We start from the raw sequence: 15,885 nt of genomic DNA on the forward strand, positions 1-15,885 counted from the left end.
TCGTCGTACGGCCGCCGTCCCCCGGACGGCCGACCTGCCCCAGCTAACCGTCTTTATTGGATTTACCCCCTAATAGCGGGACGGGTGGCGGCACGATTAACACGGCGTTCACATTCGGGCAAAAACCGGGAAATGGCCATCCATGAGACTCGGGCGTGGCTGAGAGAAATCCCGAAAGGATCACCGTGAGCTACAAGGCTGAGTACATCTGGATCGACGGCACCGAGCCCACCGCTCTGCTGCGCTCGAAGACGAAGATCCTGGCCGACGGTGCCGAGCCTCCGGTCTGGGGCTTCGACGGCTCCAGCACCAACCAGGCCCAGGGCCACGCCTCCGACCGCGTGCTCCGCCCGGTGTTCACCTGCCCCGACCCGATCCGCGGCGGCGACAACGTGCTCGTGCTGTGCGAGGTCGAGGAGATCGACGGGACGCCCCACTCCAGCAACACCCGCGCCCTGCTGCGCCCGATCGCCGAGCGGTACGCCGACCAGGAGTCCTGGTTCGGCATCGAGCAGGAGTACACCTTCTTCAAGGGCAGCCGCCCGCTCGGCTTCCCCGAGGGCGGCTTCCCCGCCCCGCAGGGCCACTACTACTGCGGCGTGGGCGCCGAGGCCGTGTTCGGCCGCGACATCGTCGAGCTGCACCTCGACCGCTGCCTGGCGGCCGGCCTGGCCGTCTCCGGCATCAACGCCGAGGTCATGCCCGGCCAGTGGGAGTTCCAGATCGGCCCGGCCGGCCCCCTTGAGGTCTCCGACCACATGTGGGTCGCCCGCTACCTGCTCTACCGGACGGCCGAGGAGTTCGGCGTCGAGGCCACCCTCGACGCCAAGCCCGCCCGCGGCGACTGGAACGGCGCCGGCGCGCACACCAACTTCTCCACCAAGGCGATGCGCGAGAGCTACGACGCCATCATCACCGCCTGCGAGGCGCTCGGCGAGGGCGACAAGCCCATGGAGCACGTCTCCCAGTACGGCGCCGACATCGAGCTGCGCCTGACCGGCCACCACGAGACCGCCCCGTGGAACAAGTACACCTACGGCGTGTCCAACCGCGGCGCGTCCGTGCGCATCCCGTGGCAGGTCGAGGTGGACAAGAAGGGCTACATCGAGGACCGCCGCCCGAACGCCAACGTCGACCCGTACGTGGTCACCCGCCTGCTGGTGAACACCTGCTGCGAGGCCCTGGAGAAGGCCGGCCAGGTCTGATCCGCCCGCACACCTGAGAAGCCGCCCCCGGCCGGGGGCGGCTTCCTGCGTCTCAGATCCGGAACTCCAGGTCCGGGACGATCTCCGCCACGTCCATCTGGGCCTTCTGCAGCCGGCCTGAGAAGTCCCAGTTCATCGCCTGCCAGCGGGTGAACTGGTCGAGCACCCACATGCCCGACTGGCGGCTGCCGTTGCCCGACTTGCCGTTGCCGCCGAAGGGCAGGTGGGCCTCGGCGCCGGAGGTGGAGTTGTTGACGCTGACCATGCCGGCCGAGATGCCCTCGCGGAAGCGGAAGGCGTGCTTGGGGTTGGTCGTGTAGATCGAGCTCGACAGGCCGTAACCGGGGCGGTTGGCCAGCTCGACGGCCTCGTCCAGGGTGGAGAAGGTGGTCACGCCGACGATCGGGCCGAACGTCTCCTCCAGGAACAGCCGGTCGCCGGGCCGCACGCCGTCGACGATGACCGGGTGGTAGTAGAGGCCGCCGTCGCCGTCGAAGTCGCCGCGCGGGTTGTCCTCGGTGATCCTGCCCGTGCTGCCCGAGACGACCTCGTGGTGGGGCTGGATCCAGGTCAGGTACTCCTCGTAGCGGTCGGCGAACTTCTGGTCGAGCAGCGGGCCGGCCAGCACGTCCTGCTCGGGGTCGCCGATCCTGGCCGCCGCGGCCGCCCGCGCGAACCGCTCGACGAACTCGTCGTGCACGCTCTCGTGCACGATGACCGTGCCCAGGCTGGTGCAGCGCTGGCCGGCGGTGCCGAAGCCGGAGAACAGCGCGCCCTCGACGGCCAGGTCGAGGTCGGCGTCCGGCATGATCACCATCGGGTTCTTGCCGCCGAGCTCCAGGCACGCCGACTGCAGGTGGCGCCCGGTCAGCTCGCCGACCTTCCGGCCGACCTCGCTCGACCCGGTGAAGCCGACCTTGTGCACGCTGCCCTCCTCCAGGGCCAGCTCCAGCCCCGCGAAGGTCTGCGCGCCGTCGGCGAAGACCACGTTGAGCACCCCGTCGGGCAGCCCCGAGGCGGCGAACAGCCGGTACATGGCCTCGGCGGAGGCGGCGGCGTACTCGGCGGGCTTCCACACCACGGCGTTGCCGCACAGCAGCGCGGGCACGAGGTACCAGGACGGCACGGCCACGGGGAAGTTGCCCGCCGTGATCACCGCGGCGACCCCGACCGGGTTGCGGAAGGTGAACAGGTTCTTGTCCGGCATCTCCGACGGAACGGTCTGCCCGTAGAGCCGGCGGCCCTCGCCCAGGAAGAAGTCACAGGTGTCGACGATCTCCCGCACCTCGCCCAGCGCCTCGGCGTACGGCTTGCCGATCTCCCGGGTGACCAGGCGGGCCAGGCTCTCGGCGTTGGCCTCGACCAGCCGCCCGATGGAGGCGATCACCCGGCCGCGCACCGGCGCCGGCACCTTGGCCCACTCGCGCTGGGCCTCCTTGGCGGTGCGGCAGGCGGCGGCGAACGCGGCGGCGTCGGCCAGGCCGACCCGGGCCACGACCTCGCCGGGGCGGGCGGGATTGGTCGACTCGTACACGCTCTCGCCGGTGGTGTCCTTCCCACCCACGATTGACACGATCTGACGGCTCACCGGTGGCCTCCTCGTAGTTCCTCCGGACAGACAATCATCTCGCCGGAAAAAACCCAAGAATCCCGTCAGCGTGCGGTTCAGCGCGGGCTGCCGAGCACCTCGCGGATCACGTGCCGGGCGTTGGCCGCCATGGCCGGGTTGGTGTCCTTGTAGTAGGGGAGCTGGATGAGCGCCATGGACAGGGCCCGGCCGCGGCCGCGCGCCCAGGTGGCGTCGTCGGCGCCGAGCGCGGCCCGGAAGACCTCGCGGGCGGCGGGCGGCAGCAGGTTCCAGGCCGGGATCAGGTCGCAGGCCGGGTCGCCGGCGCCGGCCGTGCCCCAGTCGATGACCCCGCTCAGCCGGCCGTCGCGGACCAGCAGGTTGCCCGGCATCAGGTCGGCGTGCACCCAGACGGGTCCGCCCTGCCATTCGGGCGCGCTCAGCGCGTCCTTCCAGGCGGCCGTGGCGGCGGCGGTGTCGATCATGCCGTCGAGCTCGCCGATCGCGGCCCGGGTGGCCTCGTCGAGGCGGGACAGCGGGCCGCCCCGGTAGGCGCCGGGCGCCCCGGCGGGCTCGACCTCGCGCAGCGCGGCGACGAACGCCGCGAGATCGGCGGCCAGCGCCTCCCCGTCCCCGGAGAGCGCCCCGGCATCCGGGTTGTCGCCGTCCAGCCACCGGCACACCGACCACGGCCAGGGGAACCCCTCGCCCGGCAGGCCCTGGCCGAGCACCGCGGGGATCGGGACGGGCAGCGCGGGGGCCAGCAGCGGCAACCACCGCCCCTCCCTGGCGACGTCGCCGACGCCCTGCCTGACGCGCGGCAGGCGGACGGCCAGGTCGTCGCCGAGCCGGAAGACCGCGTTGACGGTGCCGGAGGAGGGGAAACGGCGCAGCGGGAGACCGGCCCACCGCGGGAACTGCGCGGCCAGCAGCCGCCGGACGAGGGCCTCGTCGATGTCGGCCTCGTCCGCGTGCATCCTGCCGCCCATGCGCGTCCCCTCCGGTCCGTACGATCCGCGGGGGCCATGTCAGCGGACCGGGGGCGGGCGCGTCAAGTCGATATCGCGGCCCTCACCACGACCTGGTCGGCACCGGGCCGCCGTCGCCGAGCTCGTGCCGGGCGTCGCTGGACAGCCGTCCGGCCAGGTCGGCCAGCGCCCGCGCGACGGCCAGCTCGTCCCCGACCTCGGGCATGGACGGGTCGGCGGGGTTGCGGCGGGCGTGGCCCGACCCTTCGACACGTGTGCCGTCCGGGACGGTCAGGACCGCCCGCGCCGAGGTGTCGTCGCCGTCCTCGGCGAGGCTGATCCGGACCGTCCACTCCTTGGCTTCCATGGCTCGCCTCCTCCCGCGTACGGCTGCCCGGACACACGGCGGTAAACCGCACGGCCCGGCTACGGGCGGCGCGGGCGGCGCCACCGGTCGTTGGCGCGGATCCAGGCCGCGTCCCAGTCGGCGTACCTGCGCCGGTCCAGCAGCCGGCGCAGCGCCGCGACGGCCCCCAGCACCAACAGGAAGGCCAGCACCTGGACGAACGCCGCCATGCCCACGCCACGCAGGACCACGTCGGTGCGGCTCGGCGGCGGCGTCGTGGGGTCGCCCTCGCCGTCGATCCACAGGGGGACGGTCTGGCCCACCCGCGTGCCGGCCGGCACCTGCACCTGCCCGGTCCTGGCCACGCCCGCCGGGGTGGTCCAGCTCGCCGGAACCATGGTGGTCGCCGCCTCGCCGAACGACGGCCGCACGGGCCGCGGCTCCCGCAGCGTCGTCGCGGTCACCTGTTGCCGGAAGCCGGGGCCCACGCGGGCCTCGCGCAGGCCGCCCTCGTAGGTGACCCGGCCGGCCAGCACGGCCGGCCAGACGCTCAGCAGGACGAGGAGCACCGCCACCGCCAGCCCGGCGCTCTCCAGCCGGTCGGAGCGGCGGCGCAACGGGTTGCGGTCCGGCCGGTGCCTGCGGATCCGCAACATCGCGGCGTTCATGACGGCCCTCATCGCGCACCTCCCACGGTCACCTTTCCTCCTTCCCGCAGAAACGGCCGGTAGCCCGCCCGCGGGCCGCCGCCGTGCAGGTCAGCTCCAGGGCGCCGTCGGGTACCAGATGAGGTCGCGGCGGGCCAGGATCCGGACGTCCCAGTACAGAAGGGTGAAGACGCCGGCCACGACGAGCGCCGCGCCGGTGACGAGGGCCAGGCGGGTCGGGGTGGCGGTCAGCCAGCGGTGCGCGCGGCCCCCGGTGGCCAGGGCGAGCAGCACGAACAGGACCGACATGACGACGATGTTGCCGGCCGACTGCAGCATGAACGCCAGCGCGCCGTAGAGGGGGTTGTGGCTCTCGGCGGCGTCCCTGAAGAGCTGGCGGAACAGCGGGAACGGGCGGCCGATCAGGAAGCCGCCGATGAGCGCGCCCATGACGGCCATGCGGGCCCTCGGGTGGCGGGCCAGCGGGTCGGGCAGGTAGCCGAGCGCGGCCAGGCCCAGGTAGAGGAAGGCCAGCCCGATCAGCCCGAACGTGACCATCGCCTGGATCAGGCCGGGGGACAGGGTGCCCGGCGCGGGCCTGGCCGTGGCGAACTGCGGCATGGCGGTGCCCACGATCCCCACCACGACGCCGTACGCGCCGGACACGGCCAGCGCGCCGGCCGCCAGCCAGCCGAGCGGGCGCAGCGTCCCGCGGATCCGTTCGCCGACCGACGGTCTGGCCCCGACCAGGGGCGCGACCGCGCCGAGCGCGGCGATGTTGCAGGCGGTGAACGAGCCCGCCAGGCCGGAGGCGAAGGCGAACACGATGCCGGAGAGCGTCCCGGCGATGGGGGTGGCGTCGGCGTCGCGGCCGAGCATCGTGTCGGCGACCGTCGAGCCGATCGTCTGGTCCACGAACTCGGCCGACCACACCACGGTCAGCAGGAATCCCGCCAGGGCGCTGAGCAGCAGCACGAGTCCGCGGCGGCGGGCGGGGGCGGAGTCGACGGCGGGGGTCGCGGCGAGGGGCAGGGTCATGGTGGTTCCCCTTCTCGTCCAGCGGGAGGCGGCGCCCGCGCACGGGCGGACGCCGGGCGTCCCGGGGGGGTGAACGTGTACACGCCGTGCAAGTTCTGTGACGACGGCCTGGACGTGATCAGGGCAGGGCGCCAGGCCGGACAAGGCCGGTTGGTGAGAACTCCGAACGGGATATTGCCACGTTTAGCACGAAATTCCGGGTAGTTAAAGGCGCCGCCCACCCCTGCCGGGACGTCACACCCTCCTGATCCGCACGCCGTCCCCGTTGACGACCCGCTGCGTGTGCCCCAGATGGACGGTGAGCCCAGGCATCCCGGCCAGCGGGCTCACGTCGAGGTCGGGACGCGAGAGGAACAGGCTCAGGCTGCGGAGCCGAGGGAGCGCGGCGAGCGGCGACAGGTCGGTCACGCCGGGGCACAGGGCCAGGGTCAGGGAGGAGAGCCGCGTCTGCCCGCGCAGCGGGCTGAGGTCCGTCAGGGTCGGGCAGTGGCGCAGGCGCAGGCGGGTCAGGGAGAACCCGTCGAGCGGCGCGAGGTCGAGCCCGCCGACCCCGTCGAGGGACACCTCCGTGACGGCCTGGCAGGTCCGGGCGGCGGCGTCGAGGCAGGCGCCGGCCTCCGCGACTCCGTCCAGCCACAACCGCTGCAGCGCCCGCATCCCGGACAGCACCGAGCCGGGCAGCGGCAGGCCCTCGCGCCTGACGTGCAGCGACTCCAGCTCGTCCTGCCGGGCGAGCGGCGCGTGCCAGGAGTCCCGATCGTCGTCGAGCAGGTCGATGAGGAGATCGTTCAGGCGGGGCAGCCGGTCGAGGAAGGCCGGATCGTCGAGCCGGACGCCCCACAGCCGCAGGTTGCGCAGATGCCGCGACTTCTCCAGGCAGGCGACGTCCACGGCGTGCGGCTCGTCGTAGAAGAACAGGCCGAGGTGGGTCAGCCGGGGCAGCGACTCCACCCCGTCCAGGGACCGGATCTGGGCGTCCTGCAGGCTCAGCGACTCCGTCTGCGGCAGGTCGCGGAGGAACCGCAGGTCGGCGAGGGGAGTGGGCACGGTGACGCGCACGTCCGCCGCCTTCAGCAGGCAGGCGCTGCGCAGATGGCGGGCGCTGGAGAAGGTGACGTCCTCCATGTCGGCCAGGACGCGCCGGGCGTAGACGTCGGCGTCGAAGTACTCCCAGCCCTGGCGGAGCTGCTCCCGTACCTGCCAGCGCGGGTCGGCGGCGTAGCCGGCCAGGCGGTCCAGGGCCTCCGGGCCGTTGATCAGGAACGTCGTGCGGACCGTCCACGCCGCGCGCTGCACCGGCAGGGCCGTCAGGTCGCGGGGCAGGCGGCGCAGGATCTCCTCGCCCGCCGCCGCCAGCAGGGTCGCCTCCTCCTCCGTACGCGGCGGGATCACCTCCGCCAGGCACGCCTCCACCCGGTCGCGCAGCCCCGCCGGGATCTCCTGGACGGTCTCCAGGCACGCGGCCACCAGCAGCCGCAGCCGGCGGGCGTGCTTGCCGCCCTGGTCGGCCCGGTCCAGCAGGCCGCGCAGCAGCTCACCGCGCAGCCGGCCGTTCGCGTGCCCGGCGGCCATCACCACGACCTCGCGCCACTGGTCCAGGTGGGCCCGCTCGACCGCGGCCTCGACGTCCTCGTCCTCCACGAGCTGCCCGGCGGCCAGGTACTCCTGCACGGTCCGGTGCGCGAAGTCGATCCGGCCGGGCACCGGCTCACGCAGCACGCCGCTCCTGCGCAGCAGGTGTTCCAGCACGTCGGAGGCGGTGTGCGAGACGCGGGTCATCGAGGCGAGCTTCTGCTCGACCCGGCGCAGCGCGGTCGACTTGGACAGCTCGGAACGGCCCATCGACACCAGCCGCCAGGCCAGGTCGCGCAGGATCCACACCTTCTGGTCGGGGTCGAGGGACACGTCGTCGTCGATCCGCCGCTCGGCGTCGCGGCGTTCCAGCAGCAGGCTGAGCACGGCGTCGTAGAAGCCCATCCGGCTGCGCGGCAGCTGGGTGCGGCGGTCGAGGTTGAGCGCGCACAACATGGCGGCCAGCAGCGGGGTCGAGGCGACCACGCCCAGGTGCGGATTGGACTCCATGCGGGCCAGCAGGGCGACCTCGTAGCCCTCCAGCTCGCCGGGCTCGCACGGCAGGCTCGGGCAGTCGCGCATCGCGACGTGCCACTGGCGGATCAGCTCCCGCTGGTCGTCGGGCGTCATCGGCTCCAGCGTGGACGCCGCGAACCCCTCGTCGCCCAGCCAGCGGGCGTCGGCGGCGGTCGGACGCGAGGTCACCACGACCCGCAGCCCCGGATAGGCCGCCAGCAGCCGCGACAACCACTCCCGCACGGCCGGCCGGTGCCGGACGAGCAGCTCGTCCACCCCGTCGACCAGCAGCAGGCCGCGGCCGGAGTCCAGCACGCGCTCCACCCAGCCGCGCGGCATGCGCCCGGCGACCTCCCGCGCGACGTCGTCGAGGAAGGCGGCGGGCGCGGGCAGCCGTCCCGACGAATGGCTCCTCAGCTTGATCATCAGCGGCACGCAGCCGTTCCAGGCGGCCAGGTCCCCCGAGAAGCCGCCGCGCGCGGCGGTCACCGCGAGCCAGCGCAGCAACGTGCTCTTGCCCGAACCCGCGTCGCCGCGCAGCAGCGTGAGCCGGGCGCGGCCGAGCGCCGACTCGATGCGCTCGGCGCCGCGCTCGGCGGGATGCCCGCCGGTGAGCGCGGCGATCGACAGCCGCTCCGGCGCGCGCCGCCCGCGCTCGCCGGAGGAGACGTTGAGGCTGATGTAGGCCATGCTCAGCGACGTGCGCGGGCGGTAGGACTCCACCCGGACGCCGAACAGCTCGACCTCGTCGAGGGTGCGGCTGGCGAAGCCGAGGTAGAGGCGTTCGAACGCGGCGTCGTCCTGGGTGCCCTCGGGGGCCTCCAGCGTGCGCTGCGGCAGCCTGGCGAGCAGCCGTTCCACGCCCTCGGCCAGGCCGCTCAGCCTGCCCAGCGTCTCGGTGGCGGCGCGTGGCACGTACTGGGGGAGCTGCCGCATCAGGCCGACCAGGCAGTCGACGGACTCGGCGAGCAGGACGGCGTACAGGCGGTCCTCGGCCTCCCCGAGGCGCGGTTCCGGGAGGGCGGCCAGGATGCGCTCGGCGAGCTTGGCCGGGTCGGCGTCGGACTCGAACAGCGCCTCGTCCGACAGGTCGGCGGCGCGCAGCGCGGCCACGGTCTCCAGCAGGACGGCGGCCCGCGCGGACTCGTCCAGCCCGCGGAACTCCTGCTCGATGAGGCGCGACAGCCGCCCCTCGACGGCCAGCGCGATGCCCTGGAGCTGGTTGTCGATCTTGCGAGGCGCCAGCCGGTCGCGAAAGCCGCTCTGGACCAGGTCCTTCAGCTCACTCGTCCGGTCTTTGCGCGCGGCTCGGACGGCCAGCCATTCGCGCATGGCGCGCTCCGCGACGCTCTTCCCAGCGGCGGTCAGGGCCGCCTCGATGCCCGGCATGCCTTCTATATAAGACGATCTTTACGATCACGCGGTGAAATCGGCGAAGTCGAACCCCGGCGACACGACGCAGCTCACCAGCACCGCCTCGTCACCCGCCGGGCGCGCGGACTGCCACACGCCGCCGGGCACGACCGCCTGCGGCACCTGCCCCCGCTCGACCAGCGGGCCCAGGACGACGTCGCGGTCTCCCACGGTCAGGCTCAGCGGGCCGCCCCGGTGCCACAGCCACACCTCGTCGGACCTGACGACGTGCGGGACGGACTCCTCGCCCGGCTGCAGCAGGAAGTAGATGCCGGTGGCGCTCGCGCGCGGCCCCGGATAGCCGTCGGGCCGGACCGTGACGGGCGAGCGCCAGGTCTCGCGGTACCAGCCGCCCTCCGGATGGGGGAGCAGGTCGAGCGCGGCGGCCACGGGCGGCCGCTCGGCGAAGGCGACGGGCGCGCCGGTGACGTCGCGCCGCAGGAAACGGGTGCCGTCGAGGACGGCCTGGCCGTCGAGCGCGGCGGCCAGCGCCAGGGCGGCGGCCTCGTCGGCGACCTCGGTGGGCGCGCCGTCGGGATAGATCCTCAGCTCCACATGGCCGATCTTATGAGGGCCCGGGGCGCGCCGGGACCGCGTCCGGCGGACGGGCCGCCCGCCGCGCGAACTGTCGGTCGGCCTGGCTAGTCTGCGGCAGGTGATCGAACGGTGGAGCCTTGATCAGGTGCTCGCCCTCGCCCCCGACGCGTCGTCCAGGAAGGCGGCTCAGGGGGTGGCCGCGGCGGGCAAGTGGTCCTCGCGCGGCACGACGGGCAGCGTCCTCTACGGCGAGTGCGCGGGCAGCGGGTCCAAGCCCTACCTGGCGTGCGTCGACCTGACCGAGCCCGCCTACCGGTGCAGCTGCCCCAGCCGCAAGTTCCCCTGCCAACACGCGCTGGGCCTGCTGCTGCTGTGGTCGGCCGACGGCGTGCCCGCCGAGGAGGCCGCGCCGCAGTGGGTCACCGAGTGGCTCGACGGCCGCGCCGAGCGCGCCGCCAGGTCCGCGGCCCGCGCCGAGACCTCCCGCGACGATGCCGCCGCGCCCACGACTGGGGCTGGGGCTGGGGCGGCGGGCGTGGGGAAGGCGGAGTCGGTGCGGCAGGCGCGGGTGGGGGCCGGGCTGGCGGAGCTGGAGCGCTGGCTGGCCGACCAGATCCGCCAGGGCCTCGCGTCCTCCGCCGAGCACGACTGGGACGGCCTGGCCAAGCGCCTCATCGACGCCCAGGCCCCCGGCGTCGCCGGCCTGGTGTCCCGGCTGACCCAGGTGCGCGCGGAGGACGACTGGCCCGGCCGGCTCCTGGAGGAGTACGCGCTGATCAACCTGCTCGCCGTCGCCCACCGCCGCCGCGCCGAGCTGCCCGCGCCCTTGGCCGAGACCGTCCGCATCCGCACCGGTTTCCCGGTCACCCGGGAAGAGGTGCTGGCCGGGCCGGCGGTGCGCGACCACTGGCACGTGCTCGGCCGCCGCGACGACGAGCACGACCGGCTGACCGCCCGCCGCGTCTGGCTCAAGGGCCGCGCCACCGGCCGGGCGGCGCTGATCCTCTCCTTCGCCCCGCCCGGCCAGGCCCTCGACGCCTCGCTGGTCACGGGCACCACGATCGACGCCGACCTCGCCTTCTACCCCGGCGCCGCGCCCCTGCGCGCCCTCGTCGCCGCCCGCCACGACACCGACCCCCTTCCCGGCGAGGGCGCCCTGCCGGCCGGGGTGCCGGCCGGCGAGGCGCTGGAGGAGGTGGCGCGGGTGCTGGCCGACGATCCCTGGACCGAGTCGTGGCCGCTCGTGCTGGCCGGCGTCGTCCCCGGCCGCACGGCGGTCGGCGGGCTGCCGCTGCATCCCCGGGCCCGCGACCCCTGGCGGCTGATCGCCGTCTCGGGCGGCCGTCCCGTCACGCTGGCCGCCGAATGGACGCCGCAGGGCCTGCGCCCGCTCACCACCTACGACGACGACGGAACGGCGGTGCTCCTGTGACCTGGGACGACCTGGCCTCGACGGCCCTGGTGGGCACCGACCGCAGGCCGTACCGGGGAGACCTGCTGGCGGACGCCGCCGTCGAGACGGCCCGGCGGCGCGCGGGCCGCGGCCCGGTCGAGGTCGCGCCGCCGTCCCCCGCCCCGGCCGAGGAGCTGCCCGCCGTGGGCAGGCGCGCGGCCGAGCGGCTGGTCCGGATCATGGGCGGCGACTACGACCGCCTGCTGCCCGAATGGCTGGCCGCGGCCGCCGCGACCGGCCGCAGGGTGCCCTGCGACGTGCTGCCCGACCTGCTCGAACGAGGCCGGCGCGACCGCTCGATCCGCGCCCACCTGGGCGTGCTGGCCGGGCAGCGCGGCCGCTGGCTGGCCGGCCTCAACCCGGCGTGGGGCTACCTGCTGGCGGAGCCCACCGGCGAGACCTGGGAGCTCGGCGGCCCCGCCGACCGCCGCGCCCACCTGCGCGCCCTGCGCGCCGCCGACCCCGCCGCGGCCAGGGAACTGCTGGAGAGCACCTGGGAGCGGGAGACGCCCGACGACCGGGCCGAGTTCGTCGAGCTGCTGGCCGACGGGCTCGCCATGGGCGACGAGCCGTTCCTGGAGGCCGCGCTCGACGACCGCCGCCGGGAGGTCCGCCAGGCCGCCGCCAACCTGCTGACCCGGCTGCCCGGCTCCCGCCTGTCCAGGCGCATGGCCGAGCGGGCCCGCGCCTGCGTGTCGATCTCCGGCTCGGCCATCGCCGTCGAGGCGCCCCTGGAGTGCGACCGGGCGATGGAGCGCGACGGCGTGCGTCCCAAGCCGCCGCGCGGCATCGGCGAGCGGGCCTGGTGGCTGCAGCAGATCCTGGCCCGCGCCCCGCTGGGCTTCTGGGGCCGGCCGCCGTCCGCGCTGCTGAAGATGCGCATCCCCGACTGGGACGCCGAGGTGAAGGCCGCCTGGGTCCGGGCCGCGGTGCTGCAGAAGGACCCCGAGTGGGCGCGCGCGATGTTCGGCTGGGACCCGATCGCCGACCTGCTCGAAGCGCTCCCGCCCGCCGAGCAGCAGGAGCTCGCCGCGGGCTTCGTCCACAAGCACGACCTCGACAGCCAGCTGATCATGGTGCTCGGCGGCGTCTCGTCCCATTGGCGTGAGGGCCTGGCCACGGCCGTCCTGCACAAGATCGTCAAGGTGGCGGCCGTCCAGCCGTGGAACCTCGGCGAGCTGGTCAAGCTGGCGGGCGAGCACATCGACCCCGCGCTGTTCCCGCTGGCTGAGAGCTACTCGCCGGTGGCGCCGATCCAGCAGGTCGCCGCCCTCCTGCGTTTCCGTGCCGACATGTACAAGGAGCTCGCATGACCGTCCTGCGTCCCCACGCCGAAGACCAGTACGCCGAGGAACTGGCCTACCTGGCCAAGGACGACGACCGCCCCCGGCCCCCCGGCTGGAAGTTGTCGCCGTGGGCGGTGACCCGCTACATCCTGGGCGACGACGACCGCGTCACCCCCAAATACGTCGGCGCCCGCCGCATCGTCGAGGTCGCCGTCGCCACGCTCGCGACCGACCGCGCGCTGCTGCTGCTCGGCGTGCCCGGCACGGCCAAGACGTGGTTGTCGGAGCATCTGGCCGCCGCCGTCAGCGGCGACTCGACGCTGCTCGTCCAGGGCACCGCGGGCACCGCCGAGGAGGCCGTCCGGTACGGCTGGAACTACGCCAGGCTGCTGGCCGAGGGCCCCTCGTTCGAGGCGCTGACCCCCTCGCCGGTGATGCGGGCCATGGCCGAGGGGCGGGTCGCCCGCGTCGAGGAGCTGACCCGCATGCCCTCCGACGTCCAGGACGCGCTGATCACCGTCCTGTCGGAGAAGACGCTGCCGATCCCCGAGCTCAACCGCGAGGTCCAGGCCGAGCGCGGCTTCAACGTCATCGCCACCGCCAACGACCGCGACCGGGGCGTCAACGAGCTGTCCAGCGCCCTGCGCCGCCGGTTCAACACCGTCGTGCTGCCCGTGCCCGCCAGCGCCGAGGAGGAGGTGCACATCGTCGCGCGCCGCGTCACCCAGCTCGGCCGCTCGCTGGAGCTGCCCGAGACCTCCACCGGCCTGGCCGAGATCAGGCGCGTGGTGACCGTCTTCCGCGAGCTGCGCGCCGGCGTCACCGAGGACGGCCGCACCAAGGTCAAGTCGCCGAGCGGCACCCTGTCCACCGCCGAGGCGATCTCGGTGCTCACCAGCGGCATCGCGCTGGCCGCCCACTTCGGCGACGGCGTGCTGCGGCCCTCCGACGTCGCGGCCGGGATCGTCGGCGCGGTGGTGCAGGAGCCGGTCTCCGACCGGGTGGTGTGGCGCGAGTACCTGGAGACCGTGGTGCGCGAGCGTCCCGACTGGCGCGACTTCTACCGCGCCTGCCGCGAGGTGTCATGAGCGCCGTCTCCGTGCTGGGCGTGCGCCACCACGGCCCCGGCTCGGCCCGCGCGCTGCGGCGCGAGCTCGAACGCCTGCGCCCCGACGCGATCCTCGTCGAGGGGCCGCCGGAGGCCGACGCGATCGTGGCACTCGCCCCCGACCTGGAGCCGCCGGTCGCGCTGCTCGCGCATGTGCCCGGCGCGCCGGCCAGGGCCGCGTTCTGGCCGTTCGCGCAGTTCTCGCCCGAATGGCAGGCGATCCTGTACGGCGTCGCGGCCGGCGTCCCGGTGCGCTTCTGCGACCTGCCCGCCGCCCACTCCCTGGCCGACGACGAGGAGCACGACGAGGAGCACGACGAGGAGCACGACGAGTCCGGCGACGGGCTGCGGGCCGAGCCGATCGGCGCGCTGGCCGCCGCGGCCGGGCACGACGACCCGGAACGCTGGTGGGAGGACGTCGTCGAGCACCGCGGCGACACCCCGTTCGAGGTGATCGCCGAGGCCATGGCCGCCGTGCGCGAGGGCCATGTGCCGGTCGGCCGGGAGGCCAGGCGCGAGGCGTACATGCGCAAGGCGCTGCGGGCCGCGATCAAGGAGGGGTTCGGCACGATCGCGGTGGTCTGCGGCGCCTGGCACGTGCCCGCGCTCGCCGAGCCGCTGCCCCCGGCCGCCGCCGACAACGCGCTGCTGCGCGGCATGCCGAAGGTGAAGGCCGAGCTGACGTGGGTGCCCTGGACGTACGGGCGGCTGGCCTCCTGGAGCGGCTACGGCGCGGGCATCACCTCGCCGGGCTGGTACCACCACCTGTTCACCGCCCCCGACCGGCCGGTCGAGCGCTGGCTCACCGAGGCCGCCGCCGTGCTGCGCGAGGAGGGGCTGCCGGTCTCCTCCGCGCACGTCATCGAGTCCGTCCGCCTGGCCGACACCCTGGCCGGGCTGCGCGGCCGGCCGCTGGCCGGGCTGGGCGAGGTGACCGAGGCGGCCAGGGCGGTGCTGTGCGAGGGCGACGACCTGGCCGTCGAGCTGATCCAGCGGCGGATGGTCGTCGGCGACCGGCTCGGCCACGTCACCGACGGCACCCCGATGGTCCCGCTCCAGCGCGACCTGCGCGAGCAGCGGCGGCGGCTGAAGCTGCGGCCCGAGGCCCTCGACCGGGAGCTCGACCTCGACCTGCGCAAGCCGCTCGACCTGGAGCGCAGCCACCTGCTGCACCGGCTGCGGCTGCTGGAGGTGGGCTGGGGCACGCCGGGGCAGGCGCGCGGCAAGGGCACGTTCCGCGAGTCCTGGACGTTGCAGTGGCGGCCCGAGCACGACCTCGCGCTCATCGAGCACGCCGCCCTCGGCACCACCGTCGCCGCCGCGGCCGCGCGGCGCGCCCGCGACCTGGCCGGGGCCGCGTCGGCGACGCTCGCCGACCTGACCGCGCTGGTGGAGCAGTGCCTGCTGGCCGACCTGCCGCAGGCGCTGCCCGGCGTGCTCGCCGCGCTGTCGGCCAAGGCGGCGCTGGACACCGACGTCACCCAGCTGATGGCGGCGCTGCCCGCGATGGTCCGCGCCCACCGGTACGGCGACGTGCGCGGCACCTCGGCCGAGGGGCTGGCGGTGATCGTGCGCTCGATGCTCGACCGGATCTGCGTCGGGCTGCCGGTCGCGGTCACCGCGCTCGACGACGACGCGGCGGCCGAGCTGCTCAAACACGTCGACGCCGTGCACGCCGCCGTCGCCCTGCTCACCGAACCCCCCACCGCCCCGCCGCCGCCCATGGCGGCCGACGCGGCCGACGGGGCCGGGGCGGACGGCGGCGGCGACGCGGCGGACGCGGACGGCGAGGGTCCCGCGGCGGACGCGGACGGCGGCGGTGGCGCGGGGGACGCGGACGGCGAGGGCGGGGCGGGCGGTTCGCCGCGGGCCCGGTGGCTGGGCACGTTGCGGGGCATCGCCGACCGGCAGGACCTGCACGGGCTCATCGAGGGCCGGCTCACCCGCGTCCTGCTCGACTGCGGCGAGCTCGCCGACGCGGGCGACCGCATGTCCAGGGCCATGTCCCGGGGGCAGACCCCGGTCAGGGCGGCGGCCTGGGTCGAGGGGTTCCTGTCCGGCGGCGGCCTGCTCCTGGTGCACGACCCGCGCCTGCTGGGCCTGGTCGACGCCTGGCTGACCGCGCTGCCCGCCGACCAGTACGGGCGCACGGCGTCGGTGACGTGGTCCGGGCCCGGCATGGTGTGCTGGACGGTGATGAACAGCGGCGGCGGGGTCAGCTCCCGTTCG

At 74.7% G+C, this 15,885-nt stretch carries 12 protein-coding genes; 5 read left to right on the forward strand and 7 right to left on the reverse strand.

Features of this window, described 5'->3' with window-relative positions; genetic code table 11:
- The first annotated feature begins 185 nt into the window (after positions 1–185).
- Positions 186–1,205, forward strand: coding sequence for a glutamine synthetase (glnII, locus tag ACWCSD_RS16365; RefSeq protein ID WP_352357156.1), 1,020 nt, complete (start codon positions 186–188; stop codon positions 1,203–1,205).
- A 52-nt stretch (positions 1,206–1,257) separates the two neighbouring features.
- Here glnII and ACWCSD_RS16370 read toward each other — a convergent pair whose 3' ends face one another.
- The 7 genes from ACWCSD_RS16370 to ACWCSD_RS16400 all read right to left on the reverse strand — a co-directional run bounded on the left by ACWCSD_RS16370 (position 1,258) and on the right by ACWCSD_RS16400 (position 9,827).
- Positions 1,258–2,793 (reverse strand): aldehyde dehydrogenase family protein, encoded by a 1,536-nt coding sequence (locus ACWCSD_RS16370; RefSeq protein WP_449915726.1) that lies wholly within the window; start codon positions 2,791–2,793, stop codon positions 1,258–1,260.
- Positions 2,794–2,870: 77 nt separating this feature from the next.
- The gene (locus ACWCSD_RS16375; protein ID WP_449915728.1) at positions 2,871–3,761 is read right to left on the reverse strand and encodes an aminoglycoside phosphotransferase family protein; all 891 of its coding nucleotides are present in this window, start codon (positions 3,759–3,761) and stop codon (positions 2,871–2,873) included.
- A gap of 82 nt (positions 3,762–3,843) precedes the next feature.
- Positions 3,844–4,107, reverse strand: a complete 264-nt coding sequence (locus ACWCSD_RS16380) for a DUF1876 domain-containing protein (protein ID WP_357964681.1) — start codon at positions 4,105–4,107, stop codon at positions 3,844–3,846.
- Positions 4,108–4,166: 59 nt separating this feature from the next.
- Positions 4,167–4,766 (reverse strand): Rv1733c family protein, encoded by a 600-nt coding sequence (locus ACWCSD_RS16385; protein ID WP_364328144.1) that lies wholly within the window; start codon positions 4,764–4,766, stop codon positions 4,167–4,169.
- A gap of 78 nt (positions 4,767–4,844) precedes the next feature.
- Positions 4,845–5,771 (reverse strand): hypothetical protein, encoded by a 927-nt coding sequence (locus tag ACWCSD_RS16390; RefSeq protein ID WP_387664286.1) that lies wholly within the window; start codon positions 5,769–5,771, stop codon positions 4,845–4,847.
- A 234-nt stretch (positions 5,772–6,005) separates the two neighbouring features.
- Entirely contained in the window at positions 6,006–9,248 is a 3,243-nt protein-coding gene (locus ACWCSD_RS16395) for an NACHT domain-containing protein (protein ID WP_449915733.1), read from the reverse strand.
- Positions 9,249–9,275: 27 nt separating this feature from the next.
- The gene (locus ACWCSD_RS16400) at positions 9,276–9,827 is read right to left on the reverse strand and encodes a cupin domain-containing protein (protein ID WP_358285045.1); all 552 of its coding nucleotides are present in this window, start codon (positions 9,825–9,827) and stop codon (positions 9,276–9,278) included.
- 100 nt (positions 9,828–9,927) lie between these two features.
- Here ACWCSD_RS16400 and ACWCSD_RS16405 point away from each other — a divergent pair, with 100 nt between their 5' ends.
- The 4 genes from ACWCSD_RS16405 to ACWCSD_RS16420 all read left to right on the forward strand — a co-directional run.
- Positions 9,928–11,241 (forward strand): SWIM zinc finger family protein, encoded by a 1,314-nt coding sequence (locus ACWCSD_RS16405; protein WP_449915736.1) that lies wholly within the window; start codon positions 9,928–9,930, stop codon positions 11,239–11,241.
- The gene (locus ACWCSD_RS16410; protein ID WP_449915738.1) at positions 11,238–12,575 is read left to right on the forward strand and encodes a DUF5691 domain-containing protein; all 1,338 of its coding nucleotides are present in this window, start codon (positions 11,238–11,240) and stop codon (positions 12,573–12,575) included. Before ACWCSD_RS16405 ends, ACWCSD_RS16410 begins: the two co-directional genes overlap by 4 nt.
- The gene (locus ACWCSD_RS16415) at positions 12,572–13,636 is read left to right on the forward strand and encodes an ATP-binding protein (RefSeq protein ID WP_352323438.1); all 1,065 of its coding nucleotides are present in this window, start codon (positions 12,572–12,574) and stop codon (positions 13,634–13,636) included. Before ACWCSD_RS16410 ends, ACWCSD_RS16415 begins: the two co-directional genes overlap by 4 nt.
- On the forward strand, positions 13,633–15,885 hold a 2,253-nt coding region (locus tag ACWCSD_RS16420), incomplete at its 3' end, for a DUF5682 family protein (protein ID WP_449915741.1). The genes ACWCSD_RS16415 and ACWCSD_RS16420, both read left to right, overlap by 4 nt.

It is taken from the genome of Nonomuraea sp. NPDC001684 (assembly GCF_053596515.1).

Bases quoted from the DNA above. Each gene is read 5' to 3' on its own strand.
- ACWCSD_RS16415 (WP_352323438.1), top strand. From the start codon at position 12,572: ATGACCGTCCTGCGTCCCCACGCCGAAGACCAGTACGCCGAGGAACTG.
- ACWCSD_RS16385 (WP_364328144.1), bottom strand. From the start codon at position 4,766: ATGAGGGCCGTCATGAACGCCGCGATGTTGCGGATCCGCAGGCACCGG.
- ACWCSD_RS16380 (WP_357964681.1), bottom strand. From the start codon at position 4,107: ATGGAAGCCAAGGAGTGGACGGTCCGGATCAGCCTCGCCGAGGACGGC.
- ACWCSD_RS16375 (WP_449915728.1), bottom strand. From the start codon at position 3,761: ATGGGCGGCAGGATGCACGCGGACGAGGCCGACATCGACGAGGCCCTC.
- ACWCSD_RS16390 (WP_387664286.1), bottom strand. From the start codon at position 5,771: ATGACCCTGCCCCTCGCCGCGACCCCCGCCGTCGACTCCGCCCCCGCC.
- ACWCSD_RS16395 (WP_449915733.1), bottom strand. From the start codon at position 9,248: ATGCCGGGCATCGAGGCGGCCCTGACCGCCGCTGGGAAGAGCGTCGCG.